This is a genomic window from Vreelandella sp. ssv, from assembly GCF_059448525.1.
The window spans coordinates 593,504-609,529 of sequence record NZ_CM182545.1 but is presented as its reverse complement, the minus strand read 5'-3'; the positions used below and the strand labels follow the sequence as shown (position 1 = coordinate 609,529).

The following is a 16,026-nucleotide window of genomic DNA, read 5'->3' as shown; positions in this document are numbered from 1 at the left end:
TCCTTATTAAACGCGTTTTGCCATCCGCTAGTCAGCCGGTGACTCAACTTGATCCCCCACTTCCAGCACACGGGATGCCTGCATCACCAACGCGTAGCTGACGCGATCATAGGGCTTGAAGACCATCACGATGCCCGCCTCGCTGCTGGGCAGTTGAACTAGCTCCTGGGTCCGTGGGTCATTGATCAGTTCTCCTTGCTGATTAACCCGCAGTACATGGCCCGCCTGCAAGCCATCCAGGGTGCCCAGATCCAGCGCGACAATTTGGAAGCGGCCAATAAAGCGCACGCCACCTGGCACGGCAATTATGTGGCCTTCAACCGCATTTAACGGCGCGCGTGGCATAAACTCATTACTCAGCTCGCGCTCTTCCAGCGGTAAAATAATATCGTTAATTCGCACTTCCTGATGAGAGCTAATCACCTCGATCTGAGCAATGTCGTCCTCACTGCTGATATGCCGAGCAACGCCCACATTGATCAGTTCTAAGCCAAGCGGCGTGCCATCTATCGCTTGGTAGGGTTCTGATTGCCGGTAAATGCCCACCTCACCATGTCGCGGCACCTCACCTCGTACGTATAAACGATCACCGGCACCGCTGATCAAGCGTCGATCATTACCGGCGACCACATAGGCCAATTCCTGCAATGCCTCAATATCATCCACGACGCGATGTTCGCGTAAAAATGCCCGCACCACCTCCATGGGAATCGGCGTAATCGCTTCGCGATGGGGCAAGGTACGCATCTGAGGCGAAAGCTTCACGATGTTTTGGCCACGCTCCAGCGTTAAACAGGGGGAACCCTGGCATTCGCCAAGGATCAGTATATCGCCGGGATAAATCAGGTGTGGGTTAGCAATCTGGAGGTTGTGCTGCCATAGCTGGGGCCACTGCCAGGGGGTGTGCAGAAAACGCCCGGCGATATCCCAAAGTGTGTCACCTGCAACCACCTGATAGCGTTCAGGCGCATCGCTGCGCAGGCGTTCCCACGCCGCTGCTTCAACGCTTATTAGCATGACAACACTCAGCAGCAGAGCGCCAAAAGCGTCACGATAGGCGTGTTGTCTCGCCGCCATCCTGCTCTCCCCTTTCATATAAGTAAGGTCAAAATTCTATCGTTGATAACACGTCACGCGTCTTGGCCATCCATGCCCAGAAACGTTGACAGCATGATATAGTGACCCATCATAAAGTACCTAGGCTAGAAGATGCTCGTCACTGCCTAGCTTGACTTAATTTAGACTCAGCATAACGGTGATTGTAACGCCATGGCCAAACTTCCTATTCTTGAATTCCCCGATGAGCGCCTGCGCACCAAGGCTGCCCCGGTGGAAACCGTCGATGATGAGGTGCGTAAACTTGTCGACGATATGCTGGAGACCATGTATGACGCCCGTGGTATCGGTCTAGCCGCGACCCAGATCGATGTCCATCGTCGTGTTGTCGTCATGGATGTCAGCGACGATAACTCCCAGCCGCTGGTGCTCATCAATCCGCGCTATACCCCCATTGGAGAAGAGAAAGAGCTGCTTTCGGAAGGCTGCCTGTCGATTCCCGAGCACTACGCCGAAGTGCCGCGCTACCTTAAGGTGCAGCTCAACGCGCTGGATCGTAATGGCGAGGCCTATGAGTTAGAGGCAGAGGGTTTGCTGGCACACTGTATTCAGCACGAGTACGACCACCTTGAGGGAGTGCTCTTTGTTGATTACTTGTCGCCGCTAAAACGTGACCGTATCCGCAAGAAAATGCAGAAACGCCATAAGCAGATGCAGGACGCCTAAGCCTTTTTCCTACTTACACATCCGATACGCTAGGTAGCCCTCTCTCTATGTCAAGATTGCGCGTTGTTTTTGCTGGCACGCCTGAATTCGCCGCCTCTAGCCTTGCCGCGCTGCTGGAAAGCCAGCACGAGGTGGTCGCGGTGTATACCCAACCCGACCGCCCTGCTGGTCGCGGACGTAAACTCACGCCCAGTCCGGTCAAACAGCTGGCGCTAGAGCACGGCCTGTCCGTTTATCAGCCCCAGACGCTAAAAGAACCCGATGCTCAGACCGAGTTGGCCGCGCTGAATGCTGACATTATGGTGGTCGTTGCCTACGGGCTGCTGCTTCCCCAGGCCGTGTTGGACATACCGCGCTTAGGCTGCGTGAATGTTCACGCCTCGCTGCTACCGCGCTGGCGCGGCGCTGCTCCCATTCAACGGGCGATTGAAGCGGGCGATAGTGTGTCGGGCGTGACCATCATGCAGATGGACGCTGGCCTGGATACCGGTGCAATGCTTACGGAAGTGCGCACGCCGATTACACCACGCACCACCGGCGGCGATTTGCACGACCGTCTCGCCATTCAAGGCGCCAATGCGCTGATCAATACGCTGGATGCGCTGTCCACCGGCTCCGCTCACGCCACACCTCAGCCGGACGAAGGCGTGACCTACGCCGCTAAACTCAGCAAAGCGGAAGCCGAACTCGACTTTGGCCAGCCCGCGCATCAGCTAGCCAATAAAATTCGCGCCTTTAACCCCTGGCCAGTGGCCTGGTGCGCGCTGGGCGATGATCGCCTACGTTTGCTAATGGCCAATGTACAGGAAGGCGAGCATCCTCCCTGCGCCCCCGGCACGCTACTTGAGCATGGCGACGATCATCTGCGCATTGCCTGCGGCACCGAGGGTCGCGAAGTATTGTGTATCACCAGCGCGCAGCTGCCCGGCGGTAAGGCCATGGCTGTGCGAGAGCTACTTAATGCGCGCCACGCGCGCCTTGCCACCGGCACCCGCCTTGGCGCTCATCTTGACACTCGTCTTGGTAAACCAGCGGCTCAGGCCAGCGAAGGAGAAACACCATGAGCCAAAAGCGCTCCCCTCAAAGCGGTGGCAGTGGCCAGGAAGTCCGAGCTGCTGCGGCCCGCGCGCTGGCCCCTGTACTCAGCGACCAAGGCTCACTGGCGGGGCTGGATGAGCACAGCGTGGTGGCTCGCGACCGCGGGCTGCTCAAGGAGCTCTGTTTTGGCACCTGCCGCCGTTTACCACGCCTGGAAGCGTTAGCGGGCGTGTTGCTTAAGCAACCGTTTAAGAAGCGCGACAGCGATGTTCAGGCGCTGCTGCTGCTGGGCATTTATCAATTGCTGTATATGCGTATTCCTGCCCACGCCGCAGTAGGCGAAACTGCGGGCGCTGCGCGCTTATTAAATAAAGAGTGGGCAACCCGTGTGCTCAACGGCTGCCTGCGCCGCCTTCAGCGCGAATCCGAAGCGCTCCAGGCTCAGGTTGACCGGGATGAGAGCGTGGCGCTAGAGCATCCCCCCTGGCTACTTAACGCGTTGCGCCAGGCGTGGCCGGAACAGTGGCGCGATATTATTGAAGCCAATAATATCCCTGGTCCGATGACATTGAGAGTGAATCAGCGCTACAACGACCGTGAAGCCTATTTAGGCATGCTCACCGAGCAGGGGCTGAGCGGTCACTTATGTCCTCACGCCCCAGACGCGATCACCTTGGAAACGCCTTGCGATGTAACCGCGCTGCCCGGCTTTGAAGAGGGCCACGTTAGCGTTCAGGATGAGGCCGCCCAGCTTTCTGCCGCACTACTAGGCCCCGCGCTCGCGCCGCGCCCGGGTGCTCGTGTACTGGATGCCTGCTGCGCGCCCGGCGGTAAAACGGCCCATTTGCTCGAGCAGTTTGATATTGCGCTAACGGCTATCGATAGCGACAACCAGCGCCTGGCGCGGGTGGAGGACACCCTCAGCCGTCTCGGCGTTGAGGCGGTGCTTGAGCACGCTGATGCGACCGAGCGCGACTGGTGGAGCGGCACTCCGTTCGATGCCATTCTGCTCGATGCCCCTTGCTCTGGCACCGGCGTTATTCGACGCCACCCCGATATTAAAAAGCTGCGCCGTAAAGACGATATTCGCCCGCTGGCCAAGCTTCAACGCCAGCTGCTAGATAACCTCTGGCCGATGCTGCGCGAAGGCGGCACCCTGCTCTACGCCACCTGTTCGGTTCTGCCGGAAGAGAATAGTGAGCAGATTGAGGCGTTTCTCGCCCGCACGCCTGACGCTCATGTCACTACGCCTAACGACGTTGCCTGGGGAATTGCCAGCGGCGCGGGTCGCCAACTGTTTCCGGCCCAGAGCAGTCACGATGGCTTTTTTTATGCCAGACTAGAGAAGCGGTCTGCCTAGGTACTCACTGATGCCAGGGCAGTGAATTTATGACAAGGAAGGAGACATTATGAGTCATCATACCTACAAGCATGTAGAACTGACCGGATCTTCAGAGAAAGGCATTGAAGAAGCCGTTCAGAACGCCTTGGCCAAAGCATCGGAAACGATTCAGCACATGCGCTGGCTGGAAGTTGTCGATACCCGTGGTCATATTGAAGATGGCCAGGTGGCCCACTGGCAGGTCACGGTTAAAGTCGGCTTTACGCTAGAGTAATCCTCACCTGCTTTTCGACGGCGGCTGGTTTACACTGGCCGCCGTCTTTATTGCAGCGCATGATAGACCGTCCCGGTCTCAGGGTATGGTCTCAACAACATCGCGCGCTGGCGCTTTTAATGGAACCGATGCTCAGCAATGAAAATCATCATTCTCGGCGCCGGCCAGGTCGGCGGCACCTTGGCAGAACACCTCGCCCGCGAGGAAAACGACATCACCGTCGTTGATACCGATGCCAAAAAACTGCGCGATCTGCATACCAAACTCGATATCCGCACCGTGACCGGGGCGGGCTCTTACCCCATTGTGCTACGCCAGGCAGGCTGCGAAGACGCCGATATGCTGATCGCCGTGACCAGCAGCGACGAAATCAACATGATCGCCTGCCAGGTCGCCCACACGCTGTTTCGCACCCCGACCAAGATTGCCCGGGTCCGCGCCACGGCGTACCTGACCCGCAAGGGGCTGTTCGCCCATGAAGCGATCCCCATTGATGTGCTGATCAGCCCCGAGCAGGTAGTGACCGATCATGTCCGCCGCCTGATCGAGCACCCTGGCGCCCTTCAGGTGCTGGAGTTTGCCGGTGGCCTGGTACAACTGGTGGCGGTCAAGGCATTCTATGGCGGACCGCTGGTAGGACAGGACCTGGCTTTTTTGCGTCGCCACATGCCCAACGTGGATACCCGCGTGGCGGCGATCTATCGCCGCAATCGACCGATTATCCCTCGCGGGGATACAGTGATTGAAGCTGACGATGAGGTCTTCTTCCTCGCCGCTCGCCGCGATATTCGTGCGGTCATGAGCGAGCTGCGCCGTGTCGAGCGGGACTTCCGTCGGGTGGTGATTGCCGGGGGCGGCAATATCGGCGAGCGGCTGGCGGAGCATCTGGAGCACAGCCATCAGGTCAAGATCATCGAGCACAACCTGGAGCGCTGCACCACGCTGTCGGAGCGGTTGGATCGCACCGTGGTGCTCCACGGCAGCGCCACCAGCAAGCGGCTGCTGGAAGAGGAGAACATCGAAGAGTGCGATATCTTCTGTGCGCTGACCAACGACGACGAGGTCAATATCATGTCGTCGCTGCTGGCCAAGCGTTTAGGGGCCAAGAAGGTGCTGACGCTGATCAACAACGCCGCTTATGTGGATTTGGTGCAGGGTGGCGAGATCGATATCGCCATTTCGCCCCAGCAGGCGACGATTGGCAGCCTGCTGACTCACGTGCGGCGCGGCGATATTGTCAACGTTCACTCGCTGCGCCGGGGTGCCGCTGAAGCCATTGAAGCCATTGCCCACGGCGACAAGCAGTCGTCGAAAGTGGTGGGCCGCACCATCCGCGAGATCGACCTACCCGATGGCACGACGATTGGGGCGATTGTGCGCGGCAAAGAGGTCATTATCGCCCACGGCGATGTGAAGGTGGAAAGCGGCGACCATGTGATTCTGTTCGTAGTCGACAAACGCCGCATTCGCGATGTGGAGCGCTTGTTCCAAGTCGGTCTATCGTTCTTTTGATAACCCCCGAACCACTGCCGCTGGCAGCCAATAACAGGAGCATGCGACAACCATGAGTCTGCGGGTTATTTTGCGCATTTTGGGGCTGCTGCTGATGCTGTTCAGCCTTACCATGCTTCCCCCTACGCTAATTTCACTCTGGTTTCGCGACGGCGTATGGAGTGCCTTTATTAGCGGCATTGCGATTTCCGTGGCGACGGGATTACTGCTTTACCTGCCCAATCGGCACTCGCAAAAAGAGCTGCGTATCCGCGACGGCTTTATTATCGCCGCGATGTTCTGGACGGTGCTAGCGCTGTTTGGTTCGCTACCGCTGATGCTATTTGGCGAAGGTTCGCTAGGCATTACCGATGCGGTATTCGAGTCGTTTTCCGGATTGACCACCACAGGCGCCACGGTGATTACCGGCATCGATTTTTTACCCGAGTCGATTCTTTACTATCGCCAGCAGCTCCAGTGGCTGGGCGGCATGGGCATCGTCGTTTTGGCCGTTGCCATTTTGCCCACCCTAGGCGTGGGTGGTATGGCGCTCTATCGCACCGAGATTCCGGGGCCGCTGAAAGACTCCAAGCTCACACCACGCATCACCGAAACCGCCAAGGCGCTGTGGTACATCTACGCGACGCTCACCCTCGCCTGCATGATCGCCTATATGCTAGCGGGCATGAGCTGGTTCGATGCCTTGAGCCATAGCTTTTCCACCGTCGCCATTGGGGGTTTCTCAACTTACGACGCCAGCATCGGGTATTTCGATAGCGCCACCATCGAGATGATATGCGTAGGCTTTATGTTGATTTCAGCGTTCAGCTTTAGCCTACACTTTATCGCCTGGCGTGAAAAAAGCCTGATGCACTACTTTCACGACCCCGAAGCGCGCTTTTTAATGCTATTTCTGCTCACCCTGGCCGTGATCACCGTGCTCTCCCTGTGGTTAACCGACACCTACGACACGCTGCGCGGTCTACGGCATGGGGTCTTCCAAGTCGTTTCGGTGGCCACGACCGCAGGGTTTAGTGTCGCCGACTTCTCCATGTGGCCCGGCGCGCTACCCTTTCTGCTCTTTGTCGCGGCCTTCGTTGGCGGATGCTCTGGCTCTACCGCTGGCGGTATGAAGGTGATACGGATTATTTTGATCATCAAACAGGGCATGCGCGAAATCATGCGGCTGATCCACCCCAATGCTGTGATTGCAGTCAAAGTGGGCAAGGTCAGCGTTCCCGACAGCATTGCCCAGGCGGTCTGGGGGTTCTTTTCGGTCTATGTGATGCTGTTCTTGTTAATGCTGGTGGGCGTCATGGCCACCGGGGTTGATCAGGTAACCGCTTGGTCGACCGTGGGATCTGCGCTCAACAACCTAGGCCCTGCGCTAGGAGAAGCCAGCACTAACTATGGCGACATGCCCAGCTTGGCGAAATGGATACTGGTAATAGCCATGCTGCTTGGTCGCCTAGAAATTTTTACGGTACTGGTACTGTTTACCCCCGCTTTCTGGCGGCGTTAAGCACGTTACGCCTGACCCTTATTGATTGATTTGAGAGCTGTAAATGAACCAAGATAATACGTCTCACCAAGAAGCTTCTCAGCAAGAGAGCGGGCCACTGACGGCAACGCCGACTTCGCTTCCGGCCACTAGCGGGCCGTTAAAAACTTTCACCATCGGCGACACCCGCTACACGCTGCTGGGTACGGCCCATGTGTCGGCAGAAAGCGCCGATGATGTCCGGGCGCTATTAGATAGCGGCGCCTTTGATGCGGTGGCCATTGAGCTTTGCGATGCCCGTCACCACAGCATGTCCAACCCGGATGCCATGGGCGAGCAGGATCTTTTTCAAGTATTCAGGGAAGGCAAGGCAGGCATGGTCGCAGCGAGCTTAGCACTCGGCGCCTTTCAGCAGCGTATTGCCGATCAATCAGGCATTCAGCCAGGAGCTGAAATGCGCGCTGCAGTCGAAGAGGCCAGCCGTCTCCAGCTACCACTGCTGCTGGTTGACCGCGATGTGGGCGTGACGCTAAAGCGCATCTACCGCAACGTGCCCTGGTGGCAGCGTTTTTCGCTCTTTTCAGGGCTTATCGGCAGTGTCCTTTCGCGCCAGGATGTCTCTAAAGAGGATATCGAAAAGCTCAAAGAAGGCGATATGCTGGAAGCCACCTTCAGCGAATTTGCCGCTGAATCCGAAGCGCTCTATACGCCGCTCATTCGCGAGCGTGACCGCTACATGGCGCTACGGTTAGCCGAAGAGGCGCCGCCGGGGCGTTACCAGCACGTGCTGGTAGTGATCGGCGCGGGCCACTTAAAAGGCACCGGCGAACACTTAGAAGCACCACTGCCTGCCGACCCAAAAGTAGAGCGCGAATCGCTGGAGGCCACGCCGCCGCCGTCCAAAATTTGGAAGGCGCTGCCCTGGCTAATTACCGCGTTGGTGCTCACGGGCTTTGCGATTGGCTTCTCGCGCAATACCGGACTTGGCTGGCAGCTGGTGCTTGAGTGGTTCTTGATTAACGGCATTCTCTCGGGCGGTGCGACGATTATCGCCCTGGCACACCCCGTTACCGTGATTGCCACCTTCTTTGCCGCCCCGCTGACCTCGCTGAACCCCACTATCGGCGCTGGCTTTGTGGCCGCCGGGGTTGAGCTCTATATGCGCAAACCCAAAGTGCGCGATTTTTCATCCCTACGCCACGATGTCACGCAGTTGAAAGGCTGGTGGAAAAACCGCGTCTCTCGCACCCTGCTGGTATTTATTCTCGCCACGCTAGGCTCCGCGGTGGGCACCTGGGTGGCCGGATTCAGAATCGCCGGAGCCCTGTTTGGCAGCGGCAGCGCGTAAAACGACCTTCGCAGCGCTCATACCTCTATGGGCGCTGCTTCTTGCTGAGCTAATAGGCGCCGCATTGCCGCGGTCGGTGAGTCGATTCTGTGATGCAGTCGGCTCGCCGCATAGCTATCGTTAAAGACCTCAAAGTAATCATCCAGTATATCCGCAGCGACCGTATCCCCGCCCTGACGCAGCAGTTCGATAGCCACTTCCGCAGTACACAGGTGCGATTTTGACGCCGGTTTGCGCAGCCGATAACGCGTCTCCCGCTCAGTACTCAACGGCAGTACGGGAAGCGCGTCAAGGTAAGCACTCTTGCGAAACATCCGCCGAGCCTGCCGCCAAGTGCCATCCAAAATGATAAATACCGGAATGCGCGCCTGTTCTTTCGCCGTGTGAACTGCTGCGATATTCACCACCCGATCCGCGTAGTCGGGCTGGTCATCGGGGAAAATCACAAAGGGGGCGTAGCGAGGGTCTTTCAACAGCGCTGCCAGCTGTGCATCCGGCGCCATACGGTACCAGGTAAAGATTCGCGTCTCGCTAAGCACATCACCAATCAAGCGACCGGTATTCGTCGGTTTGTAGTGCTCTATCGGATGCGTTAACAGCCATACTTGAGCGACGCTTTCCGCCGTCACTTGATAGGGGCATAAACAATTGAGTGCCGGTAAATTGCACCCTTCACAACGCGTGACAAAGCTACCGCGGGCTTTAAATTCGCGCCGCGGTGGACGCGGATGCTCATTGCCTGGGCTGTTAACGCAGCCCTTATCAACACAGCCCTTATCAATCGAGCCCTTATCAGCAGAGCTTTCAAAAGCAGACATCCGCGCTCCATAGGGTTGAACAATCAAGGGTGGCAAAGGGCGCAGAGTATAAATGAGCACACCATCTTTTGACGAATGTTTCCAACACTGTCGTAAACCTAAAAAATCTCCAACGTTGACACCAAAAGCGCAACGCCGCTAAAGTCTCGTCAACTAATATAGATAACAAGGTTTACAGATGACCGTGCATTACGAACAGTTTCTTCATGAGCAGCGCCACGACTGGACGCTGGATGAGATCAACGCGCTTTTCGCGCTGCCGTTCAACGACCTGCTGTTTCAAGCCCAGCAAGTTCACCGTGCCCACTTCGATGCTAACGCGGTGCAGGTCTCTACCCTGCTGTCGATCAAGACCGGGGCCTGCCCCGAAGACTGCAAATACTGCCCCCAATCCGGCCACTACAACACCCAGCTGGAGAAAGAGAAGCTGCTGGAAATAGAAAAGGTCGTCGAACAAGCCAAGGCGGCGAAAGAGGCCGGTGCCAGCCGCTTTTGTATGGGCGCGGCGTGGCGCACCCCCCGTGATAAAGACTTGCTGTTAGTCGAAGAGATGGTGCGTCAGGTGAAAGCGGTAGGCCTGGAAACCTGTATGACGCTGGGAATGGTCGACGGCGAACAGGCCAGTCGATTGGCCACGGCAGGGCTCGATTACTACAACCACAACCTGGATACCTCGCCGGAGTTCTACGGCGAGATCATCACCACCCGCACCTACAGCGACCGGCTGGAGACCCTCTCCAACGTGCGCGATGCGGGCATGAAGGTCTGCTCCGGCGGCATTCTGGGCATGGGCGAAGATGCCAAAGATCGTAGCGCCCTGCTGCAACAGCTGGCCAAGCTTTCCCCGCACCCTGAATCCGTGCCCATCAATATGCTGGTGAAAGTGCCCGGCACGCCGCTGGAAAATGTCGAAGATCTAGATCCCATTGAGTTCATACGCGCCATTGCGGTTGCCCGCATTATGATGCCTCAAAGCCACGTGCGGCTCTCCGCTGGCCGCGAGCAGATGAATGAATCAACCCAGGCGCTGGCGTTTTTGGCCGGCGCCAATTCGATCTTCTACGGCGACAAACTGTTGACCACTGGCAACCCTCAGGTGGATCGCGACCGAGCGATGTTTGCCAAGCTGGGCCTGCACCCTGAAAAGCGCGAAACTTGCGAAAGCGAAGCTACCCAAGCGGCCCGCCTTGCCCAACAGGCACAGCAGCAGGTGTACGCCGAACGGGTTGCCGAGCTGGCGGTGGACGCCAGTGTCTGAAGCGTGGCAACAGCTCTTAGCCGACGCCCGCGCTGATCGCCAGCGTGCGCAACGCTGGCGAACCCGCCGGGTTGTGGCAAGCGGCTCTTCCAGTTCGACGCTCGACTTTGCCGGTAACGACTACCTAGGTCTTGCCCAAGACCCTCGTGTGCGCGAAGCCCAGTCGGACGGCGCGCACCGCTTTGGCGCGGGTGCAGGCGCTTCGCATTTGGTTAGCGGCCATTTGGAAGTTCACGATGCCCTCGAAGACGCCCTAGCGCGCTGGACAGGACGCGAACGTACGCTGCTGTTTTCTACCGGCTATATGGCCAATCTCGGCGTGCTGCAAGCGCTGGCAGATCGCCATACCGCACTTTTCCAGGATCGCCTCAACCACGCATCGCTAATTGATGGCGCCGCATTAAGCGGAGCCCGCTCGCGGCGCTTTCATCACCGCAACGCCATTGATCTGGAAAGCCTGCTGGCGCGCAGTGAGTGCATGCATAAGCTCGTGGTTAGCGATGGCGTTTTCAGTATGGATGGCGATATCGCCGACATAGCCAGGCTTGCCGAAGCCAGTCAGCAGCACAACGCCTGGCTAATGATCGATGATGCCCACGGGGTGGGCGTGCTTGGCGACAATGGCAGCGGCTGCGTGGCCAGCACCTGGAACAGCACCGAAGTGCCGATTTTGGTCGGAACCCTGGGCAAAGCATTAGGTACCGCCGGGGCTTTTGTAGCCGGAGATGCCGAGCTAATTGAGCACTTGATTCAGTTTTCACGCAGCTATATCTACACCACCGCCCAGCCACCGGCGATTGCCGCCGCTACTTTAAAAGCGCTGGAGATCGTTCAGAGTGAACCGGAACTCCGCGCCCAGCTAAACGCCAATATTGCTTACTTTCGCCGCGAAGCGCTTCTCTTGGGGCTCCCGCTCAGCGATTCGGTCACCCCCATTCAGCCACTGGTCTTGGGTGATGAAAAGCGCACCCTAAGCTGGGCGGTGCAGCTTCAGCAAAAAGGTATACAGGTGGGGGCGATTAGACCGCCAACGGTGCCCAAGGGTGAATCCCGTCTGCGTGTGACTTTAAGCGCTCGCCATCAACACGACGATATTGATCGACTGTTAGCCGCGCTCCACCACTGCCAGCACCAAGAGGCGTTATGCAGCCCTTGCGCTTAATCCTGCTCTCCGGCTGGGGAATCGATAAGCGTATTTGGCAGCCGCTTGAGGCGCACTGGCCCACCGGCCTAACGGCCCAGGCGGTAGAGTGGCCCGGCTACGGTGATACTTCCCCGCTTGCGGCCAACGCGACGATGGAAGAACTGGCAGACGCTATGGCCGAGCCGTTAGCCAGCGATGCGGTCTGGGTCGGCTGGTCATTAGGTGGGCTACTTGCTACGGCGCTACTGGCGTACCTTCCCCCACCTCGGGGCCTGATTTTGCTCGGTGCAGGGGATGCGTTCTGTGTCAAAGACGAGGTCAGCGCCAAAGGTGGCGTCACTAGCGCCGAACTGAGCGCCTTCCAACGTGCCTTTCAACGCGACCCCACCGCAACCTGGCAACATTTTTTGCGCTGGCAGACCCAAGGGGAGCCCAGCCCTCGGCAGGCTTACCGGCAACTGCATGACTTGCTGGGTGATACGCCCCCCGCCGACAGCAGCACCTTGGCTACCGGCCTGCAGTGGCTGGCGTCGATTGATAATCGCCCACGCCTAGCAGCCCCTCCTTGCCCGGTGGTACATCTCATCGGCAACCATGATCCATTCATCAGCCCCGCACAGCGCCGCATCAGCGAACCCCTAAGCGATGTCGGCCACTGCCCGATGCTCTCGCAGCCCAAGGCTCTCGCCGCTGAGATTATTTGTCACGCCACCCAGATGGCTAACATCAGTACGGCGGCTTTATGAGTATTCTAACGCTAAACAGCGAAGCTACCTGGCAGGCACGGGTCGCCCACGCCTTCTCTCGGGCCGCTCCCCGCTATGATGCGCTAGCCACTGCACAACGCCACATAGGCGAGGTGCTTTGGAGTTCGCTACCTCCTCGCGCTTTTAACGTGTTGGATATGGGATGCGGGACCGGTGTCTGGACACAACGCTTGGCTGAACGTTACCACTGCGCTCAGATTACCGGGTTAGATTTGGCTCCCGGCATGCTGGAACAGGCCCGCCAGCGTTATGGTGAAAGTATCCACTGGCAACCGGGTGACGCTGCTGCCCAGCCATTTGACGGGCATTCATTTGATCTGGTGTTTTCCAACCTGGCAGTACAGTGGTGCCCCGACATTGGCGCGGTCATGAATGAACTTTACCGGGTTCTCGCTCCCGGGGGACAGGCGCATATCACAACGCTCCTGCCAGGAACATTGCAAGAAGTTGCCCATGCATGGCAGAGACCCGAAGCGCTGCTGCAAACGCCTGATCGAGCCAGCGTAGAGAGAGCCATCGATGAAAGCGGCTTAACCATCACCCGCCAGGCGGCCACCGTTGAGCGCTTTTATTACCCTGACTTGAAGGCGGTACTGGCATCTATTAAAGGTGTCGGTGCCCAGATTGCCCGGGCGCAATCCAACCTGACACGTGCTGACATCACCTCCGCACAAGCGCGCTTTGAACAACTCCGCCAGCCGGAAGGCCTACCCGTGAGCTACCACTGCTTAACGCTGCACTTGGAAAAATCACTATGAACGTCTGGTTTGTGACGGGCACCGATACCGATGCGGGTAAAACATTGGTGACGAGCGCTTTGCTATATGCCACACGCCAACAGCAGTTGAGCACGCTGGGCTTAAAACCTATCGCCTCGGGTAGCCAAGAGACGCCTGAAGGCTTGCGTAATAGCGATGCTCTCGCCCTTCAGCATCAAAGCGTACCGTCTGTCGACTACGCCACGGTGAATCCCATCGCCTTTGCCCCCGCCATTGCGCCTCACCTTGCCGCAATAGAGGCGGGACAGCGGCTTGAGGTTAGCGCTGTTACTCACTTGCTGGGTGAAACGATCAAACAAACACCCAGAGATGTCACCCTGATTGAAGGCGCCGGTGGCTGGCGCGTACCGTTAAACGCACAGGAAGATTTCGCCGACTTGGCGTTGGCGCTTGAGCTGCCGGTGATTCTGGTGGTCGGCCTAAAGCTGGGCTGCTTGAATCATGCTCGCTTAACAGCGGAAGCCATTCGCGCCGACGGCTTGGTAGTGGCAGGGTGGGCAGGCAGCGTGGTTGACCCCGCCTTTGCGGCTGACACAGCCCACTTTGAGGCCAATATTGCTCATCTAAACGCCAAACTCGCGGCCCCCTGTTTAGGCATTATTCCCCATCTTGATGCCCCCGACGCCGCGACTGCCGCCCCCTATCTCTCCCTGGAGCCGTTATGAAAACGCCGGTTTGGCACCCCTATGCCCACCTAAAAACCCAAATGCCCGCGCCCAAGGTGGTGGGCGGTGACGGCGCTCACTTTGTGCTTGAGAGCGGCGAGCGCCTGCTGGATGCCACCTGCTCTTGGTGGTGCATGATTCACGGCTACGGCCATCCGCGTCTGGTGGCCGCCATTCGCGAGCAGGCAGGTGAGCTGTGCCATGTGATGCTTGGCGGCTTGACGCATGAGCCCGCCGATCAATTAGCTCGTGAGCTGGTGCGCATTACCCCGGACGGGCTGAATCATGTGTTCTATTCGGACAGCGGCTCGGTGGGCATGGAAGTGGCGATGAAGATGGCCCTTCAGTACCAGGTACTCACCGGCCACCCAGGCAAGCGAAAGATGCTCTCGTTGATGAAGGCCTACCACGGCGACACCACCGGCTGCATGGCGGTATGCGACCCGGAAGAAGGCATGCACAGCCTGTTCGCCAGTCTGCTCCCCCAGCACCATTTCGCCCCGGCGCCCACTGCTCCTTTTGATGCCACCGCTGAACAGGTCGAACACGACCTTAGCGCCCTGCGTCGCGTACTTGAGCGCCACCAAGATGAAATCGCCGCGCTGCTGATGGAGCCCCTGTTACAAGCGGCAGGGGGGCTCAACATGACCTCGCCAGCTTATGTTACTGGCGCCAGGGAACTGTGCGATGAGTTTGGTGTGCTGTTGATTTTCGACGAAGTCGCCACCGGCTTTGGCCGTACCGGCAAACTGTTTGCCGCCGACCACGCGGACGTCACCCCGGATATCATGGTGCTTTCCAAAGGCTTGACCGGCGGCTATTTGGGCCACGCTGCGACTCTCGCCACGGATCGCGTCCATGACGCCTTTATCGGCGACAGCCCTCACTACGCCTTTATGCACGGGCCTACCTTTATGGGCAACCCGTTAGCCTGCCGGGTGGCGCTGGAGAGCCTGCGCGTCTTCGAGGAAGAGCATTACCTGGACAAGATTGCGACGCTCAGCCAGCAGTTGCAGCGTGAGCTACTGGAAGACCAAGCGCTGAGTGCGCACCCGGCCGTGGCTGACATTCGAGTCCTTGGCGCCACCGCCGTGATCGAAGCGCACTCCGCCGAAGCGCTGAAAGGCGTAGGAGACTTCGCCCGCGAGCATGGGGTTTGGCTGCGCCCCATTGGCCGCTGGCTGTATACCATGCCCGCCTATATCACCTCTGAAGCAGAAATCACTCAGATTACCAGCGTCATGAAAGCGTGGTTACGGAGAGGCTCGTTCGCGGCGCGTGTCACTGCAACCCGTCCAGACCATCGATAAGCACCAGTGTTTGCTCTGCCGTGACCTGCATCAGACATTGCGCGGTTGCAGGACTACCGCCGGTGCCGCCACCCCATTTCGCCCGCTCGAAATCGCAGCGTGCATCGCGGTAGCCGATCCAGGCCCGTTGCATCTCCCTCAGCGCCGGCACCTGTGCTGGTGAGTTCCAATTCTCAGCCTCTGCCTCTGCGTCAGCTGAGGCGTACATCGCCATCAGGTCGCTGTAAGCGGTGTTTAACCGATCGTCCCAAAACTGCCGTTCCCGATCCAGACAACCGCCCATAGCAACCGTCGTGGAACCGCCCTCTGTGTCGGCCATGCAGGCATTCGCGGATTCACCGACGCAGGCCAGCCGCGCGTCATCCGATGCGTCAGCAAGGCAGGACTCAGTTGCCTCGTCCGAATAAGCCAAGTCCTGAGCAGAAACATCGCCCGCCCAAATCATCGCGATAACAATGCTAAAGATTGCGTGCTTCATTTGATTTTCCTTTATGCACAGCAGGCTGTGC

General features: G+C 58.3%; 16 protein-coding genes. 13 read left to right on the top strand and 3 right to left on the bottom strand.

The genetic code is table 11. The features are described 5' to 3' along the window. Positions 1-27 precede the first annotated feature (27 nt). Positions 28-1,077, bottom strand: coding sequence for a LysM peptidoglycan-binding domain-containing protein (locus tag AC5TBW_RS02880; RefSeq protein ID WP_495510635.1), 1,050 nt, complete (start codon positions 1,075-1,077; stop codon positions 28-30). A gap of 192 nt (positions 1,078-1,269) precedes the next feature. On the opposite strand from AC5TBW_RS02880, the gene def reads away from it, so the two are divergent. The 7 genes from def to AC5TBW_RS02845 all read left to right on the top strand — a co-directional run bounded on the left by def (position 1,270) and on the right by AC5TBW_RS02845 (position 8,776). Continuing rightward, positions 1,270-1,782, top strand: coding sequence for a peptide deformylase (gene def, locus AC5TBW_RS02875; protein ID WP_495510634.1), 513 nt, complete (start codon positions 1,270-1,272; stop codon positions 1,780-1,782). Between the two features lie 47 nt (positions 1,783-1,829). Beyond that, entirely contained in the window at positions 1,830-2,846 is a 1,017-nt protein-coding gene (fmt, locus tag AC5TBW_RS02870; RefSeq protein WP_495510633.1) for a methionyl-tRNA formyltransferase, read from the top strand. Then, positions 2,843-4,180: a 16S rRNA (cytosine(967)-C(5))-methyltransferase RsmB gene (gene rsmB / locus AC5TBW_RS02865; RefSeq protein WP_495510632.1), complete on the top strand. Its 1,338-nt coding sequence runs from the start codon at positions 2,843-2,845 to the stop codon at positions 4,178-4,180. The genes fmt and rsmB overlap by 4 nt, the downstream gene beginning before the upstream one ends. Positions 4,181-4,229: 49 nt before the next feature. After that, on the top strand, positions 4,230-4,436 hold the full coding sequence (locus AC5TBW_RS02860; RefSeq protein ID WP_240717036.1) for a dodecin: 207 nt from the start codon (positions 4,230-4,232) through the stop codon (positions 4,434-4,436). A 138-nt stretch (positions 4,437-4,574) separates the two neighbouring features. Beyond that, positions 4,575-5,948 (top strand): Trk system potassium transporter TrkA, encoded by a 1,374-nt coding sequence (gene trkA / locus AC5TBW_RS02855; protein WP_495510631.1) that lies wholly within the window; start codon positions 4,575-4,577, stop codon positions 5,946-5,948. Between the two features lie 52 nt (positions 5,949-6,000). Beyond that, a complete protein-coding gene (locus AC5TBW_RS02850; protein WP_495510630.1) occupies positions 6,001-7,449 on the top strand; it encodes a TrkH family potassium uptake protein in 1,449 nt (482 codons plus the stop codon). Between the two features lie 43 nt (positions 7,450-7,492). Further along, on the top strand, positions 7,493-8,776 hold the full coding sequence (locus AC5TBW_RS02845) for a TraB/GumN family protein (protein WP_495510629.1): 1,284 nt from the start codon (positions 7,493-7,495) through the stop codon (positions 8,774-8,776). Positions 8,777-8,793: 17 nt separating this feature from the next. Here AC5TBW_RS02845 and AC5TBW_RS02840 read toward each other — a convergent pair whose 3' ends face one another. Then, positions 8,794-9,594, bottom strand: coding sequence for a tRNA-uridine aminocarboxypropyltransferase (locus AC5TBW_RS02840; RefSeq protein WP_495510628.1), 801 nt, complete (start codon positions 9,592-9,594; stop codon positions 8,794-8,796). A gap of 178 nt (positions 9,595-9,772) precedes the next feature. Here AC5TBW_RS02840 and bioB point away from each other — a divergent pair, with 178 nt between their 5' ends. Genes bioB through bioA form a run of 6 tightly spaced genes read left to right on the top strand, consistent with a single transcriptional unit; the run spans position 9,773 to position 15,517 of the window. Further along, positions 9,773-10,852, top strand: coding sequence for a biotin synthase BioB (gene bioB, locus AC5TBW_RS02835; RefSeq protein ID WP_495510627.1), 1,080 nt, complete (start codon positions 9,773-9,775; stop codon positions 10,850-10,852). Beyond that, positions 10,845-12,014 (top strand): 8-amino-7-oxononanoate synthase, encoded by a 1,170-nt coding sequence (bioF, locus tag AC5TBW_RS02830; protein WP_495510626.1) that lies wholly within the window; start codon positions 10,845-10,847, stop codon positions 12,012-12,014. The genes bioB and bioF overlap by 8 nt, the downstream gene beginning before the upstream one ends. Further along, positions 11,996-12,742 (top strand): alpha/beta fold hydrolase, encoded by a 747-nt coding sequence (locus AC5TBW_RS02825; protein ID WP_495510625.1) that lies wholly within the window; start codon positions 11,996-11,998, stop codon positions 12,740-12,742. The genes bioF and AC5TBW_RS02825 overlap by 19 nt, the downstream gene beginning before the upstream one ends. Beyond that, the gene (locus AC5TBW_RS02820) at positions 12,739-13,521 is read left to right on the top strand and encodes a methyltransferase domain-containing protein (protein WP_495510624.1); all 783 of its coding nucleotides are present in this window, start codon (positions 12,739-12,741) and stop codon (positions 13,519-13,521) included. Before AC5TBW_RS02825 ends, AC5TBW_RS02820 begins: the two co-directional genes overlap by 4 nt. Continuing rightward, entirely contained in the window at positions 13,518-14,207 is a 690-nt protein-coding gene (gene bioD / locus AC5TBW_RS02815; RefSeq protein ID WP_495510623.1) for a dethiobiotin synthase, read from the top strand. Before AC5TBW_RS02820 ends, bioD begins: the two co-directional genes overlap by 4 nt. Continuing rightward, positions 14,204-15,517 carry an adenosylmethionine--8-amino-7-oxononanoate transaminase gene (bioA, locus tag AC5TBW_RS02810; RefSeq protein ID WP_495510622.1) on the top strand — a complete coding sequence of 438 codons (1,314 nt, stop codon included), beginning with the start codon at positions 14,204-14,206 and terminating at the stop codon, positions 15,515-15,517. Before bioD ends, bioA begins: the two co-directional genes overlap by 4 nt. Here the strand turns inward: bioA and AC5TBW_RS02805 are convergent. Beyond that, positions 15,489-15,995, bottom strand: a complete 507-nt coding sequence (locus AC5TBW_RS02805; RefSeq protein WP_495510621.1) for a lysozyme inhibitor LprI family protein — start codon at positions 15,993-15,995, stop codon at positions 15,489-15,491. The two genes, bioA and AC5TBW_RS02805, sit on opposite strands and share 29 nt — an antisense overlap. Between the last annotated feature and the right edge of the window lie 31 nt (positions 15,996-16,026).